Raw genomic sequence first — 16148 nt, 5'->3', positions numbered from 1 at the left:
CCACAAGCCGCTAGTGCCATGGTGAAGCAGAATGACAGCCAGGCAACCGGTGCGCTGCCCAGTGGATGCTCATATTGCGCCTGCCTTGCTGCTGCTTATAAAATTCGAGCTGCTGGGCATCTGCTCGAGCCCACTATAGATCAGTGAGGGATAAAGCAATGGCCGTTCAACTCAATCATCTGGACTACTATCGGTTACCCTGGAACTATGCCGATAATGGCATTTCCTGGCTGGAGCCGACCACATTGTGCAATCTGCGTTGCGAGGGCTGCTACCGGGATACGGGCAGCCATGGCCACAAGACGCTGGCAGAAGTGCGTGCCGATCTCGAAGTATTCAGGAGCCTCAGGAAGAGCGACTGTATGAGCATTGCAGGAGGAGATCCTCTGGTCTATCCTCACATTGTGGAGCTGGTAAGAATGGTAAGAGACATGGGCTGGAAGCCCATTGTCAATACCAATGGTCTGGCACTCAATGAGAGCCTGTTAAAGGAGCTCAAAGAGGCGGGCGTCTTTGGCTTTACTTTCCATATCGATACCAGCCAGAGACGGCCAGATACGGCAGCCACCACAGAGACGGAACTCAATGATCTGCGGCTGCACTATGCCCGGATGTTAGCCCGGGTGGGAGGACTTGCCTGTTCATTCAATGCCACGGTGTCAGAAAATACGGTGCATGAAGTCCCGAGCATGGTGTCCTGGGCGGAACAACATGCGGATATCGTCCAGACTATAGTGTTTATTCTCTATCGATCACCGGAATTTGCCGTGGATTTTGACTTCTATGCTCACGGCAAGAAAATTCCTCTCGAAGCAACTTACAAGGAAACCGCCTGGGGCGGCGCCAGACCTCTAAAGGCAGCAGATGTAGTTGAAAAAATCAGGGAGGCAGATCCCCTCTACAGCCCGTGCGCCTATTTGAACGGCACGGCAAACCCCAATTCCTTCAAGTGGCTTCTTGCCAACAGAATAGTTCTCAATGGCGAGACACTGGGCTACGTCTCACCCAGATTCATCGAATTGGTCCAGACAATGAACCATCTGTTCACCGGCAGATACCTCTCCTATGCCAGGCCAAAGAGTATGTCTCATGGAAAGCTGGCCGCAATTGTAGGCGGTTTGCTCGACAAGCAAATGAGAGACAGTATGCACAGGGTGTTGGCAAAAATGCTTGGCAATCCCCTGAACTTCTGGCGTACTGCCTATGTGCAGAGCATGGACATGTGCGACGGCTGTCCAGACATCACGGTGCACGATGGTAAATTGGTGTGGAGCTGCCGCTTGGAAGAGATGAACAACTACGGCACCTTTGTCAATACCGTGCCAAAGACCGGCAAATAGCCTGATCGCAAAATTGCTTACCTGGATGGAAAGGTGAGGGCTCTCTGGGAAGCGGGCCACCTACCGGTCGAGGCTCCTTGTGCCGGCCTTGTTGGCAGGTGCCAGCAGCAGCCTTTTGAGTCCTGCTCTCTGAGACCCCCTGGTGGTGCACAGTATCGTGTGGCCTTGGCGGGCGCAGATCTCCGCCTGCTGGCGCACCCTAACGAAAAGCTTTGCGACGATAGAGGCGCCAGGAAAGAACTGCCGCCGCCAGCAGGGGATGCTGCTGCAGCCTCCGGGAGACTTCCACCTTCACTCCGGAATGCCTCTCAATCTTCCACAAGACGTATTCGAGTCCATCCTCAAATGTAAACGCTGCTTTCAATAGCCGCAGTACAGAGAGAATCTTCCCCTGAAAAGTTCGCAGAATCCAGGCAAGTCGATTCCGACGCTGCATCCAGGGCGGCACCAGGGCGGCATAGTCGACAGTGGTGTTCGTGTTTCTCGCTTCCACGGCGTAAGGCAGTGAGCTCAACACGATATGGGTAATTGTCTCATAGTAGTCCGGAGCACAATCATACAGCCGTCCTAGACTCTGCGGTTTCTCTGCCCGCAGCTCCGCCCCATAACTCAGGGACAGTCCCCAAACCCACAGTTGCCTCGCAGTGAAGTGTTGGCCCATCTGTGGCACTACCCGATTAATGAAGGTAACCACAGCCTGTGCCTGGGCAGCATGGATCTCTGCCATGACCTCTTGATTCTTGCTGTAGAGGATGGCTGCAGGCTGGGCAAACCTGCCCCATATATAGGAGTGAAACCAGGCAAATGAGGTGCCGCGCCGGAAATCTTCCAGGGAGAGAACGCCGTATTTGGCTCGAACTACTCCTCTTTCCGTACATGCCTGCATATAGAAGACGTTCGGAGGAAGCAGCCTGTTCAGCGTGGCTTGCAGCCAGCTCCCATAGGCGCTGTAGTAGTCATCAACCAGGACGTACAGGTCGACAATACTGTCTGTTTCGTCGCCAGTACGCAGAGAAGAGCCGTAAAAAAGAATTGCCTGAACAGTTGCACCATAGCGCTCGAGCAGCTTGCTGGCAAGAACAGCAGTCCCAGGTGGAACCTCTCGAAGAGAATGTCCTTCGATGACAGAGACAAGTTGACCAGTGATTGCCGTATTCATAACTGCAGGAAAAACACCTGGCCGCCCTCTTTAATGACTATAGATCTGCGGCTGCAAGCCGGTTGATAAAGTTCGCCATCAACGGTAAACCCTCCGGCGAAACATAATTCTATCTCATGGACATTGTGGCTGAAATAGCCGCAATCTGCCCTGCCATACCGGCCTTTCCTGCCCCGAATGATTGCTGGCAGGGCAGAGGCAAGGTGACGGTACTGGGAGGCAACAGCAGTATAGTGAAGCGGCGCCTTTTCCTCGCCCCAGAAGGGCCGCATGCCCAAAAACAGCCGTTCCAGCGTGGTTACCAGCAGAAAGACGTAATCTTGCTCCGTGGCAGGGCCTCTGTCGAGCCGCAAGCGCATGGGTTCCGCAGCCAGATAATTTCTGCCTCTGCTGGCAAGTGCCAAGAGAAAGCGAACCAGCGTCAGGCTGGGAGCAATCTCGCCATGAAGTCCCAGCCGATATACCTGCCGGTGACAAAACAAGATGCCCTGGTATATGGAGGCTGCGCCAAAGATGAAGCCATATAGAGGTGATCTCTTGCCTGTACCATCCAGCCGCATGACCGTCCGCTGGATGAGCTCGGCATGGCCAGCCCTGGTATTGGCCCAGTTGAGAAGTACTTTCAGGGCCCGATCACGTGAACCTCTCAAACCCACGTCTCTGGCAATGATGCTGTCGGTACCCGCACGCAAAACTGCCAGGAGAGGAAAGTGGTCAAACAATTGCTGGTTGAAAAGCGCGGTCAGAACCGCCTGGATGGTGCCGTCTCCACCATTGATGGCCACCATGTCCACCTGTTCTCGAGACAACTCGGCCAGGGCAGCAGCAATGCCAACAGGCGAGTGTGCTGTCCGGTGAACAGCATGCGGACATTCTGCCAGAATTCGCTGTACCTTTTCTAGCCCCCCGCTGTTGCCCCCACTGAGAGGATTACTGAGAACTCCCACCCTCAGTGGCCCTTTTGCCAGCTGCGGAGAGACAGCAGCTTCAACTGGCGCGGCCAAAGTTGCGACCCTGTCTACAGCGTCGATCGTCCCGGGTCTATTCGTCACGTTGTCAACCTTGCAGGCATACCGGTTCGCATCACTGAGATGCCAGCGGCAACTGCCTCTGATGCGGTCCGCCCTCGGCATGAAAATGCCCTCTGTGGCCCTGGGTCGGCATAGCCATTTTGAAAGCACGGATAGCCAAACAGTGGCAGCTATTGTATAGTGCCACCATGGCTTCTGTAAAGCACCTGCAGTCAAGCAAGTCCATGTATTGCAACTCAGCAGATGCCTCTGTGGCGGACCAGCACGCTTTTGTGCTGGCACATCTCTCTGATCCTCACCTGTCTTCACCTGAAGGGCTGCATCTCAAACAACTGTTGAACAAGCGGCTGCTGGGCTACTTGAGCTGGTGGCGACGCAGACGTTTTGAACACAGACGAGAGGTGCTTCTGGCCATGCGCCAGGATCTCCAGATGATCAGACCAGACCATGTGGCAATTACCGGAGACCTGACCAATCTGGCTCTACCGCATGAATTCGAGCAGGCCAGACAGTGGCTCTGCTCACTGGGAGCACCCGCAGATGTCACTGTTGTTCCCGGCAACCACGACTGTTACGTCTCCACTGCCTGGCCACAGAGTCTTGCCTGTTGGCAGGAGTATATGGTCTCTGATGCCGCAGCAACCCCCAGCAGGCAGAACAACAACGAGGCTGGTGATGAATTTTTCCCCAGCCTCCGCCTGCGAGGCAGCGTCGCTTTGATTGGAGTTTCCACGGCGTGCCCGAGTCGTCCCTTTCTGGCCACCGGTAGTGTTGGGGGCAGGCAGCTGGCAAGATTGAAAGATATTTTGCAGGACACTGGCAAGGCTGGTTTATTTAGAATAGTCTTGATTCATCACCCACCTCTGCAGCATCTGGTGGGCTGGCGCAAGCGACTCACGGACGGGGCGGCCCTGCTTGGCGTGCTCTGCCAAGGAGGAGCCGAACTGCTCCTGCATGGCCATGTTCACCGTACGGTAGCTACCTCCATAGAGACAGATGTGGGTGAACTGCCAGTCGTCGGCGTTTCTTCGGCTTCTGCAGTCAGCAACAAACCCAGGCGACAGGCAGAATACCATGTAATTTACCTCAGACAATTACCAGCCGGTTGGCAAGTGAAAGTTTCCAGCCGAAGCTACCGCCCGGATACAGGACGCTTCTCCAGCGCCGGCGAAAGGTGTTTCCATATCTGCCGCCTGTAGTGTTGCCGCAGCGGCCCTTGTTGGTGAAGCAGTGGATATTTTCTGCGCAGATTTTCCCCCGGCAGGATAAGATATAAAGAGTTTGCCCTTGTTCATGAGCGGCCGGCGACAATCCTCTGCACTAGCTGCCAATCACTGGGAGTATCCACATCGATTGCCGCCTCTGGGAAGGGCAGCAGCACTATTCCTGCTCTGAGACCAAACTTCCGGGAAACCCTGCTGAGCGCTTCTTGTGAGGTGAGTTTTCCCAGGGCAAATCGGAGCAGGGTCAGCGGGCCAAAACTACTCACAAGATGTAGGGGCTTCTTCCGTTTCTTTTCCACGGTCTTCCAATGAGAGGCTGCCCTGCGGCCGACACCAGTAAGAAAGGCAAAGAGATTGCAGCCGCAATAGGCCCCATCCTGCAGCCTGATGGCCGTTCTCTTTGTCTCAGGATAGGCTGCCTGGACCTCATGGTGTGCGGCTACACCGGCAACCACATCACACCCAGATCTGCGTGCTTCAGTACAGAAGTGGTCCACCATATGAGAGTTCAACAGGGCGTGGTCGGAGGTGGTGACCAGCACGGGAAGATCATCAGACAGCGTGGCCAGCACATGGTGCGTGCTCGTACTCGGCGTCTCCCGGTTGGCAATCCATCTCACCTCTCCTGAGGAGACCAGGGTTGACAACTCTCTGTCTCTGGCAATGGTCTCTCGAGGTGGGCCGCACAAAATTATCTGCCGCACCTCCCGCGCAGCCCGCAGGGCATCGACAACATGCAGCACCATTGCCCTGTCGCCTATGGGCGTCAAGGACTTGCAACATACGCCAGCAGCCCTGGCCACAGGATCGTCTGCCCCACGGTCGGCCGCGAGTACCACTGCCGTAAACCGTGAACAAGCCATGGCCCCTGTGTCTGTCTTCCTGCTCATGGTCTCATGATCTCCATGCCAGATTGTTGTGGCAGTCTTTCTTTGGCCAGGTACAGGCGGCAAACTTTGCCGCCAATATCATGTGGAACTGTACGGCGTCAAGGCAGTGATGGAGGTGTCATCCGAGAGCCTGGCAATAGCGACATCAATCTATCTCTTTTCCATAAATACGGTACCTCTTGTACACCGTACCTCCCAATGCCTCGATCACGCTGCGCGTATTGGTATTATCCTCCAGAATCCAGGACAGTTCCACCTCTTTTATGCCCCGCCGCAAACCCACTGTTCTGACAGCATCTATAACCAGCAAAGCTAGTGCCCCTCCCAACAAACTCTTGTGGTACCTGCGACGCACCCCCATGAGAGCAACACGTGCGGTTACTGGGGGACGCCTTTTTAAACGATACAACAATTTGAGCCAGCCCCATGGCAGGAGTTTGCCGTTCAGATCATAGATGATTTCATTAAAATTTGGAAATCCCACAATCATGGCGGCAGGGGAGCCGTCCACTTCGGCAATTTGTACGAAATCATCGTACACCAGAAACCGCAGCAGCTGTCCCAGGTGATTGAACTCCTCCTCAGTAAATGGCACAAAACCCCAGTTTTGCGACCAGGCGTCTTCAAATATGTCCTGGATGATGCGTAGATCTCGATGGAAATTGGCTCTATCCAATTTCCTGATCTGCACCCGTTTTGCCGCTCTGTTCATGACGGCCCGCATGGAGGAAGACATCTGGAAGTCAATGCCGATGCGGTAAGCCAACAAATCTTTCACTCCCTGGTAGCCTTGCTCCTCAATTCTAACCGCATAGTAAGGTTTCGCATGCCCCATCATTATCGAAGGGGGCAGATGGAAGCCACTTACCAGCAGGCCACATTCCTGGTTTATGGAAAGATTGAACGGACCAAGCACACGATGCATCCCCTGTTCTCGCAGCCACCGTGCCGCGGTGTCCAGCAGATTCTGGAAAAGTTCCTCCCGGTCCTCTGCCTCCAGCAGGCCAAAAAACCCGGTGGCATCTCCGTAGCGCTCCTGGTACAGGTGGTCAACCTGAGCGCTGATGCGGCCCACCGGCCTGTCACCCGAGTAGGCCAGCCAGGAACAGTATCTAGCATGGTCAAAATAGGGATTCTTTGGAGAGAGTTGCTGCCGCCGTTCCAGCAGCAGAGGAGGGATCCAGGCAGGATCATCTGCATAGATGCTCCAGGGCAGTCTGATGAACTGCTGTTGCTGACGGCGGTTCTCTACTGGCACAATTCTCATGCGAACACCTCTTGTCGACGCGGCGGGCACCGACGTTCGATGCCTCCTGGTATGGTCGGTGAGACCGTGGCAAAAACTACATAGTCAAAGTCCTTATTGTGCGTTTTTCCCCACAGTTTAGAAAGACTCCAGTGCTGGCTCCCTGGCGAGATCTGGAAACAAAATTCCCTTGTTTAGATGCTTTTATGCCAATTACTCCTTTATTTCAAGCACGTGACCGACATGGCCCTGACTGCCGACATTTGCCCTGGCGGTCCTTACTTGTGCTAGGCATATTTATTGCTTATCTTTAGGCGTCTACTTGCATAAAAATATTGCGAAGACGAGGGTGAGCATAAACCAAAGTGAAAAATGGGTAGAGGAAATTTTTCTTGAGCGTGCGTTTCAAGGTTTGGGCCGGTGGTAATCTTTTGAGACCTATCGCAAGTACCTGCTTGCATTAACAGGCGAGCATTCAGAAAAGAATGAAGCTCACCCTACCAGGCAAAAAAAGCAGAACCAGGCTTGCTTGTGAAAGAGATGAGGATTCCTCTTCAGCAAGCAAGATGAGTTGTAGTGTATATATGTTCTGGCATACCGAGCCCCTGCTGACTGGCGAGCGCACCCAGTTTCCTTTAGATATATACCAAAGACACTACCTTATTGCAGGCAGCCAAGAGAAGAGATAGTTATGTGCATCTACATGGAGGTCTCAGGTGTCTATCTTTGTGCACCGCAAGAAGGACCTCCCTGAGAGTGAATGAAAGAAAGCTGCTCCGCAGGAGGCAGTTTTTCACCCAGCAAAGGATATCGACAAAGAATACCTTGCTGTGGTCAACCAATTAGGTGGAATCAAGTTACAGTCACCTCGTCCTTCGAGGGCGAAATTTGACATTCTCCAACAGATCATGTAGAAACGACATGTGTTATTGCAGAAAATATAAGAGACGCCCAAGTCTAACAGGAAACTATTATAAAGAAAACAGCGGCTTACTACATAATCGTTTTGTTCGAGCCTTCAGATTGTCAAGGAAAAGAGGGTTGCAGTGAACAGGGAGGCAGACAGTACTATGAAGGCTACGCCAACTGGAAATAAGCTACCCTTGAGAGTCGCGGATTTCTCCACATTGGCCGAGGCGCTTGACTATGCAGCTCAGGGTGAAACCGGCTGTAATTTTTATACCGGCGCAGGAAAACTGCAGAGCGTTCTCCCCTACGCCAAGCTTCGGCAAGAGGCCAGGCTTGTGGCTTTACAGCTTCTCAGCCTCGATTTGCCTCGCGGGGCGCGAGTGTCACTGGTGGCAGATACTGCTCCAGAATTCCTGGTGTTCTTTTTCGCCTGCCAGTATGCAGGCCTGGTACCAGTGCCGCTTCCCGCTGCCATCCACCTGGGGGGCCACAAGGCCTTTGTCTCTCGATTGCGGCGATTGCTGCAGATCTCAAAATCATCTGTGGCCATGGCACCGTCAGGATTCCTTCCCTTTTTGTCAGAAGCTGCCAACGGGCTGGATCTGAAATTTTATGGTAGTCCCGCCGAATTCAGCGTGCTGCCGAAGGCCGACAAGGAACTGCAGCCGCTGCAGGCTACTGAAATCGCCTATCTGCAGTATACTTCCGGAAGCACGCGCTTTCCACGAGGTGTGATGATCACCCAAAAGGCGCTCATGAGCAATCTGAGCGGCATCACCAAGTATGGCCTCCAGGTGCGGCCGGGTGATCGGGCGGTGTCCTGGCTGCCATATTATCATGATATGGGTCTGGTAGGCCTTGTGTTGGGACCGGTGGCCTGCCAGTTGAGCGTCGATTATTTGAGTACCCGCGATTTTGCCATGCGCCCGAGGCAGTGGCTAACGCTTATAAGTAATAACCGGGGCACTATTTCTTTCAGCCCTCCCTTCGGCTACGAGCTTTGCGGACGGCGACTGCGCCAAAGGGATACGGAGGAATTGGATCTAAATTGCTGGCGAGTCGCCGGTGTAGGAGCCGAGACAATTCGTTCTGAACCCCTTGAACAGTTTGCTGCGGCTCTTCAGCCTTGCGGTTTCAACAGCAATGCTTTTGTTGCCTGCTACGGCATGGCAGAGTGTTCCCTGGCCGTGACCTTCGCACCACTCAGCCAGGGACTGCAGGTTGATTGTGTGGATGGCGATCACCTGTCCGAAACCGGCGTAGCTTTGCCTGTTGCCGGCAACAACGAGGAGCGGGGCATCCGTACCAACACTTACGTCAACTGTGGCTGTGCCCTGCCCGGATTCCAGGTTGAAATCCGCGACGATCTGGGCCGACCTCTGCCGGAACGGCACTGCGGCACAATTTTTGTGCGAGGACCAAGCGTCATGGCCGGCTATTTCGACGATCCCCGGGCAACGGCAGAAGTGTTGTCACCAGAGGGCTGGTTGAACACCGGCGATATCGGCTACAGCAGTCAGGACAGCATTATTATCACGGGCAGGGCAAAGGATCTGATCATTATCAATGGCCGCAATATCTGGCCGCAGGATCTGGAATATCTGGCCGAAAAACAGCCGGAACTCCGCACAGGAGATGCTTCAGCTTTTTCAGTGCCAGGCTCTAATGGCGAGGAAGAAGCAGTTCTGGTAATTCAATGTCGCCAGACAGACCCTGGCAAACGTAATGAACTGGTAGACCGCTTGCGAGGATTGATCAGAACCGAGCTGGGTATAGAATGCTTTATTGAATTAGTGCCCCCTCACACATTGCCCCGCACCTCCTCGGGCAAGTTGTCTAGGTCGGGAGCCCGGCAGGACTTTTTGAGAAGGGTGCCGCGAGAACAATTTCTGGGTTCCCAGCCGGCAGCATTTTATGCTGCTGATAGCAAGCGTGCAGTGTAACCAAGGTTACCGGCAACGGTTTTATGACCCGTATTGTGGCATTAACGGGGGGCACGGGTTTTATTGGCAGGGCGATTGCCCGCCGATTGCAGGCCGAAGGGTACCGAGTGAAAGCCCTGCTCCGCTCATCCTTTTCGGCCAGCCCTCTTGCAGGCTATTCCATTGAATTCGTCCCCGGCGATCTCTCTGATACCGATAGCTTGTGCCGCCTGGTAGAGGGAGCAGATTTCGTAGTCCATTGTGCCGGAGTGATTCGAGGGGCCTGGAAGACAGATTTCGAGCGGGTAAACGTTGAGGGCGTGGCGCGGCTGGTGCAGGCTGTGACAAGGCAGCACCCGGTGCCGCGTTTTTTGTTGATATCTTCTTTGGCTGCCAGAGAGCCTCAGCTGTCCATGTATGCCGCCAGTAAACGCCAGGGTGAGATCATGGTGGAACAGCTGGCAGGGGAAATGGCCTGGACGGCATTTCGGCCTCCAGCCGTATACGGTCCGGAAGATCGGGAACTGTTGCCTCTTTTTCGTTTGATGGCCAGGGGCATTGCTCCTGTTCTGGGGCCGCCCGAAGCTCGCTTTTCTTTGCTCTTTGTGGAAGACCTTGCTGAGGCAGTCCTGCACTGGTTGAGGAGCAGCAAAAGTGTGGCAGCTGCAATTGAACTGCATGACGGCAAGACCAGCGGCTATACCTGGCAGGAAGTAGTGGACACTGTCGGCCGCTTGTGCCACAGGAGGATCCGTTGCTTCTCAGTGCCGGAGCCACTGCTTCGAACAGCTGCTCTGGTCAACTTGTCTATGGCGCGGCTCCTGGGATACGCCCCCATGTTGACCCCAGACAAAGTACGTGAGTTGTGCCATTTGAATTGGGTGTGTAAGGATGATGCTTGCAGCCGAATGTACGGTTGGCAACCACAGGTCACCCTGGAGGAAGGTCTGCGGCGAACCTTCGAACATGGCAACAGATGGATGTGTTCCTCTTGAGTCCGTGCTAGAATATTTTGGATAGCAGCATCTGCACTGCTGCCCGGAATATGCCGAGGAAGTGGAGGATCCCCATGTATAGCTACCAAGATATACGTGAGCAACTGTGTGAAATACTGCAGCCCTTTGTCAAAGACGGGCGCACCCTCACGGAAGAGACTGATCTCATTGACGATCTTGGCCTGGATTCCCTGCAGGTCATGAAGCTGCTCGTCCAGGTGGAAGACAGATTTGACATATCTATACCTCTCAATATCCTTCCCACAGTACGCACAGTGAAAGATTTTGCCCTGCAACTGCAGGAAATAATCAAGGAAGGAGCGTAATGGCTATCTTTGACAAGTTCAGACCACTTGCCGAGGGCAGAAAGGCGCTGGCCGACAGTGGCGTAGACTCCATCAATGTCACCATGTCGCAGGTGCTGTCGCCGACCGAAGCCATTGTCAATGGACGCCGTACCATTCTGGTGGGAACCAACAACTATCTGGGCCTCACTTTTGATCCCGACTGCATCGAGGCGGCCTGCAGGGCGGTCCGCGAAGAAGGCACAGGGACCACGGGATCGCGAATGGCCAACGGCACCTTTCATGGACACGTTGCTCTCGAGCACGAACTCGCTGACTTCTTTGGCTGTCACGGTGCTATAGTCTTCTCTACCGGTTATGTGGCCAATCTGGGGATGCTCTCGGCGCTGGCAGGACCTGGAGACGTCATTTTGCTCGACGCCGACTGTCACGCCAGTATTTATGACGGCTGCCGCCTGAGCGGTGCAGAGATTATTCGCTTTCGACACAACAATCCGGCGGACCTGGCCAAGAGGCTGCGACGTCTGGGATCCCGAACAGAAAACAGCCTGATCCTGGTGGAAGGCATTTACAGCATGCTGGGGGACCGGGCACCTCTCAAAGAGATAGCCCAGGTGAAGAGCGACTACGGTGCTTATCTTCTGGTAGACGAGGCGCATTCCGTGGGCGTATTGGGCGAGCACGGCAGGGGCCTGGCGGAAGAGGCTGGCGTGGAAGATCAAGTGGACTTCATAGTAGGCACCTTTAGCAAGAGTCTGGGCGCCATCGGGGGATATTGCGTCAGCAACCATCCAGAACTGGAGTTGGTCCGTTATGCCAGCCGGCCATATATTTTCACTGCTTCGCCCTCTCCCTCCATCGTGGCTTCTACCCGTACAGCTTTGAAGATTCTGCGCAGCCAACCGGAGCTGCGTCATCGCTTGTGGGACAATGCCCACTATCTGTACCAGAGTCTCAAAGAGATGGATTTCCTTCTCGGCCCAGAAGTAAGTCCAATTATTGCAGTGCGGCTTGCCAGGACAGAAGAGGCGCTTTTCCTCTGGAGTGGGCTGCTGGAGCGCGGAGTGTATGTGAACCTGGTGCTGCCCCCAGCTACACCTGATGGCAATGCCCTGCTCAGGTGCAGCGTCAGCGCCGGTCACACTCGGCAGCAGGTGGAGCATATCAGCCAGGCCTTTGCTTCTCTGCGCGAATCTATCAGGAGTGAAACAGATAGCAATTAAAAGGCATAGACATGAAACTTTCTATCATAAGTATCTCGAAACTCGAGACGAGGGAGGTTGCAGATGAGAGAATTGACCATAGATGGCAAACACATCGTTGATGACGGCGACTGCTTCGTCATTGCAGAAATTGGCCACAACCATCAGGGAAACCTGGAGACGGCGAAAGAAATGTTCAAGGTGGCCAAGGAATGCGGCGCTGATGCAGTCAAACTGCAGAAACGCGACAACCGCAAACTCTACACCCAGGCAATGTATGACAAACCATACGATCACGAAAACAGCTTTGGTCTTACCTACGGTGAACACAGAGAGGCTCTGGAATTCGGCTGGTATGAATACAAGACCTTGCAGGAATATGCCAACGAGCTCGGCATAATCATGTTCGCCACGGCATTTGACTTTCCCAGTGCTGACTTTCTGGCCAAACTGGATGTGCCGGCCTTCAAGATAGCCTCCGGTGACCTGAAAAACATACCGCTACTCACCTACATAGCCAAATTCCAGAAACCCATGATTGTCAGCACTGGCGGTGGGACCATGGAGGATGTCCATCGAGCCTACGACGCCATCATGCCCATTAACAAACAACTCTGTCTGCTGCAGTGCACCTCCGGCTATCCAGCGGCATTCGAAGAACTCAACCTGCGGGTAATCAGCACCTATCGTGAAAGATTTCCGGATATCATCATAGGACTGTCGTCGCATGACAACGGCATTGCTATGGCGGTAGCCGGTTACATGCTGGGAGCCAGAGTAATCGAGAAACACTTCACCTTGAATCACACCTGGAAGGGAACCGACCATGCCTTTTCCCTGGAGCCCATCGGCTTCAGAAAGATGGTGCGCGACCTGCGGCGCCTCAGAGTCGCCATGGGTGACGGCATCAAGAAGGTGTACGACAGCGAAGTGAATCCCATGATAAAAATGGGCAAGAAGCTGGTGGCCTCCCGTGATCTGCCGGCAGGCTATGCCATTCGTGCCGAAGATATTGCCATCAAGTCTCCCGGCGACGGTCTGGCCCCCTATGAATTGGATAAAGTTGTTGGTCGAGTGACCAGACGGGCTCTCAAGGCAGACGAGGACATCACTCTAGAAGTGTTGAATGGCTCGGAAAGTTGGGCGGAGGCGGCATCTTGAGTGATATCTTCAGTCTGGAGGGTGAAGTTGCCATTGTCACCGGGGCACTGGGAAAGCTGGGCCCCATATGGACAGAGACCTTGCTCGATGCGGGGGCACGAGTGTGCGGCCTGGACAGGCCGGCTCAGGAGATCTGTGAAAACTTCGCCCAACTGGCAGAAAGGTTTGGCAGCAGCCGGCTACAGCTTCTCGAAGCTGATGTGAGGGACAGGGGGGCTCTGGAGGAAGCTGTGCAGAGATGTCTGGAGCTCTTTGGCACTCCCTCCATATTGGTAAATAACGCGGGCATAGATCAACCGCCAGGCAGTTCCTCTAGAGGTTATCTGCTGGAAGACATCCCCCTGGACATAAACCGCCAGATCTTCGAGGTAAACAGTCTCGGCCTGTTTCAGGTTACCCAGGTTGTGGGCCGCTACATGGTGGCGGCCCGGCGCGGTTCCATTGTGAACATCGGTTCGCTCTACGCCAGCGTTGCCCCGGACAGCAGGTTCTACGATCACCTTGACTGCGAGCCGCCTTTCTTGAAGCCGCCGGCATATGGCGCTTCAAAGGCTGCTGTGGTTAATTTTAGCCGCTATCTGGCAACCCTGTGGGCCCCATACGGCGTCCGCGTCAATGTGCTCTCTCCCGGCGGGGTGCTGGGAGATCAGGACGCTGACTTCAAACGCAAGTTCTGTGAGCGGGTGCCTCTCGGCAGAATGGCCACAGCTGAGGATCTTCGGGGACCCCTCCTCTTCCTGGCCTCGAGGGCTTCATCATACGTAACAGGCACAGAGCTTCTGGTGGATGGAGGTTTCACCGCTTGGTAACATAGGAAAGAACGAGGCACAGATGAAGCAGGCACAGATTCCTGACACAGTTCTCAATTGGATAGACGGCCAAGAGTGTGAGGCTGCAGCTGGGGAAACCTTTGCCAAGTTATCCCCTGTCAATGGGCAACAATTGGGCAGGGTAGTGCGCTCCAGGAAGGAGGACGTGCGCAGGGCCGTGCTGGCGGCGCAGGCAGCGCAGCCAGCGTGGGGTTCTCTTACACCTGTACAACGCGGCGATCTGCTGTACGACATTGCCCAGCTCATGCGGCAGCATCAACATGAGATCGCCGCCATCGTAGCAGCGGAAACCGGCATGTCCCTGCAGGCTGCCCTCGGTGAAACTGGGGGTGCCATTGCCCAGGGTGAGTTCATGGCCGGCGAAGGAAGAAGGCTCTATGGCCGCACCACCACCAGTGCAGTGCCGGACAAATATGCCATGACCATTCGGCAGCCTCTAGGGGTGGCAGGTCTCATAATTGCAGCCAACACCCCTATTGCCAATGTGGCCTGGAAGGTGTTCCCCGCCCTGATCTGCGGCAACAGCGCTGTGCTCAAGGCAGCGGAGGACACCCCTGCTACTGCCTGGTTTTTCGGCAGACTTGCCCATGAGGCAGGGTTGCCCCCGGGAGTTCTCAATATTGTCCAGGGCTACGGCGAGGAAGCAGGCGCCCCTCTGGTTGCTGATCCTGAGGTGGCGCTCATAAGTTTCACCGGCTCCACTGAGGTTGGCCGCCAGATTGCCGCAATAGCCGGCCGAAGACTGGCCAAGGTTTCACTGGAACTCGGCGGCAAGAATCCCCTGATTGTCTGTGACGATGCTGATCTGGACAACGCAGCCAAATGGGTGCTGCTCTCTGCTTTCAGCAATGCAGGGCAGCGCTGTGCAGCCGGCAGTCGTATCATCATCTTCGAGACGATCTACGAGCAGTTTCGCCATATGCTCGTGGAACGGACGGCAAGACTCAAGGTGGGGCCCACGGACGAGGATGACTTTGGTCCGGTCATCAATGAAGAACAGCTGCACAACATGCTTGCTGCAGTGGACCGAGCAGTCCAGAATGGAGCCACCGTCATCACCGGCGGGCACAGATTGACCGATCCTGCCCATGTGAACGGCTTTTACATGGCACCAACCCTGATAGAAGATGTCGATCCTCACGACGAGATTTCCACAACAGAACTGTTCGGCCCCATCACCTGCCTGTACCGGGCCAAGGACTTTGAGCATGCTCTGGCCATGGCAAACGATTCACCCTACGGTCTCACTGCCTGCATCCACACCAGGAGTTTTCACCGCGCCATTGAATTTACCCAGAAAATTCAAGCAGGTGTGGCAGTGGTCAATGCGGGAACCTATGGCAGCGAACCACATATGCCCTTCGGCGGTCTGCGGCAGTCAGGCAATGGTTGGCGAGAGCCGGGCACTGAGGCTCTTGACGTCTACTCGGAACTCAAAGACGTCTACCTCAATGTCGATCCGGCAATGTTATGAGCTGGTTATGCAGGATGCCTGGCTGGCTGCTACTTTATCGAGCAGTTTGTAAAGGTGCGCTGTTGTGGCAATACCATTCAGCCTCCACTGCTGGCAGGTCAGGTTCGAAGCGTCTCGTCCACAAGAACATTCGCCCCCTGTTGGGCCATCCTCTCATTGCCTACACCATTGCAGCCGCTCTGCACAGCGGCATCTTTGCTGCCGTCGTTGTCTCCACCGATTCAGAGCAATATGCAGATATCGCCAGACACTATGGCGCAGAGGTACCCTTCCTGCGTCCGGCTGCTCTGGCTCAAGATCTGTCGCCTGATATCGAATGGGTCCAGTATACCCTGGAGCAGTTCAGGCAACAAGAGCGGCAATACGACTGTTTCAGCATACTGCGGCCCACAAGCCCATTTCGGCTGCCGCAGACCATTCAGCGGGCCTGGCAGGAGTTTCTCGAGGAAGAAGGGGTTGAT

Annotated in this window: 14 protein-coding genes; 10 read left to right on the top strand and 4 right to left on the bottom strand. The window is 54.7% G+C overall.

All coding sequences use genetic code 11. The features are described from left to right. The first annotated feature begins 158 nt into the window (after positions 1 to 158). Complete coding sequence (locus JRI89_03300; protein MBW2070259.1) at positions 159 to 1340, top strand: radical SAM protein; 1182 nt, start codon at positions 159 to 161, stop codon at positions 1338 to 1340. A 199-nt stretch (positions 1341 to 1539) separates the two neighbouring features. Here the strand turns inward: JRI89_03300 and JRI89_03295 are convergent, their stop codons facing one another. Continuing rightward, a complete protein-coding gene (locus JRI89_03295; GenBank protein MBW2070258.1) occupies positions 1540 to 2499 on the bottom strand; it encodes a hypothetical protein in 960 nt (319 codons plus the stop codon). After that, complete coding sequence (locus tag JRI89_03290) at positions 2496 to 3632, bottom strand: acylglycerol kinase family protein (GenBank protein MBW2070257.1); 1137 nt, start codon at positions 3630 to 3632, stop codon at positions 2496 to 2498. The genes JRI89_03295 and JRI89_03290 overlap by 4 nt, the downstream gene beginning before the upstream one ends. A 149-nt stretch (positions 3633 to 3781) precedes the next feature. Here JRI89_03290 and JRI89_03285 point away from each other — a divergent pair, with 149 nt between their 5' ends. Then, positions 3782 to 4729, top strand: coding sequence for a metallophosphoesterase (locus tag JRI89_03285; GenBank protein ID MBW2070256.1), 948 nt, complete (start codon positions 3782 to 3784; stop codon positions 4727 to 4729). Between the two features lie 92 nt (positions 4730 to 4821). Here the strand turns inward: JRI89_03285 and JRI89_03280 are convergent, their stop codons facing one another. Together JRI89_03280 and JRI89_03275 are read right to left on the bottom strand one after the other, a co-directional pair. Beyond that, a complete protein-coding gene (locus JRI89_03280) occupies positions 4822 to 5616 on the bottom strand; it encodes a nucleotidyltransferase family protein (protein MBW2070255.1) in 795 nt (264 codons plus the stop codon). Between the two features lie 172 nt (positions 5617 to 5788). Then, positions 5789 to 6910, bottom strand: coding sequence for an N-acetyltransferase (locus tag JRI89_03275; GenBank protein MBW2070254.1), 1122 nt, complete (start codon positions 6908 to 6910; stop codon positions 5789 to 5791). A 1049-nt stretch (positions 6911 to 7959) separates the two neighbouring features. Between JRI89_03275 and JRI89_03270 the strand changes: the two genes are divergently transcribed. The 8 genes from JRI89_03270 to JRI89_03235 form a co-directional block, all read left to right on the top strand. Further along, positions 7960 to 9741 carry a fatty acyl-AMP ligase gene (locus JRI89_03270; GenBank protein MBW2070253.1) on the top strand — a complete coding sequence of 594 codons (1782 nt, stop codon included), beginning with the start codon at positions 7960 to 7962 and terminating at the stop codon, positions 9739 to 9741. Positions 9742 to 9764: 23 nt separating this feature from the next. Beyond that, a complete protein-coding gene (locus JRI89_03265) occupies positions 9765 to 10715 on the top strand; it encodes an SDR family NAD(P)-dependent oxidoreductase (GenBank protein MBW2070252.1) in 951 nt (316 codons plus the stop codon). 74 nt (positions 10716 to 10789) lie between these two features. Beyond that, on the top strand, positions 10790 to 11041 hold the full coding sequence (locus tag JRI89_03260) for an acyl carrier protein (GenBank protein MBW2070251.1): 252 nt from the start codon (positions 10790 to 10792) through the stop codon (positions 11039 to 11041). Continuing rightward, entirely contained in the window at positions 11041 to 12243 is a 1203-nt protein-coding gene (locus tag JRI89_03255; protein ID MBW2070250.1) for an aminotransferase class I/II-fold pyridoxal phosphate-dependent enzyme, read from the top strand. The genes JRI89_03260 and JRI89_03255 overlap by 1 nt, the downstream gene beginning before the upstream one ends. Before the next feature lie 63 nt (positions 12244 to 12306). Then, positions 12307 to 13383, top strand: a complete 1077-nt coding sequence (locus JRI89_03250; GenBank protein MBW2070249.1) for an N-acetylneuraminate synthase family protein — start codon at positions 12307 to 12309, stop codon at positions 13381 to 13383. Next, positions 13380 to 14192 carry an SDR family oxidoreductase gene (locus JRI89_03245; GenBank protein ID MBW2070248.1) on the top strand — a complete coding sequence of 271 codons (813 nt, stop codon included), beginning with the start codon at positions 13380 to 13382 and terminating at the stop codon, positions 14190 to 14192. The genes JRI89_03250 and JRI89_03245 overlap by 4 nt, the downstream gene beginning before the upstream one ends. Before the next feature lie 22 nt (positions 14193 to 14214). Next, positions 14215 to 15687, top strand: coding sequence for an aldehyde dehydrogenase (locus tag JRI89_03240; protein ID MBW2070247.1), 1473 nt, complete (start codon positions 14215 to 14217; stop codon positions 15685 to 15687). Between the two features lie 14 nt (positions 15688 to 15701). Then, positions 15702 to 16148: acylneuraminate cytidylyltransferase family protein (locus JRI89_03235; protein ID MBW2070246.1), on the top strand; the 447-nt coding region annotated here is incomplete at its 3' end.

It is taken from the genome of Deltaproteobacteria bacterium (genome assembly GCA_019309045.1).
In the GTDB taxonomy this organism is placed as follows: domain Bacteria; phylum Desulfobacterota; class Syntrophobacteria; order BM002; family BM002; genus JAFDGZ01.
This window is presented reverse-complemented; position numbering and strand designations above follow the sequence as displayed.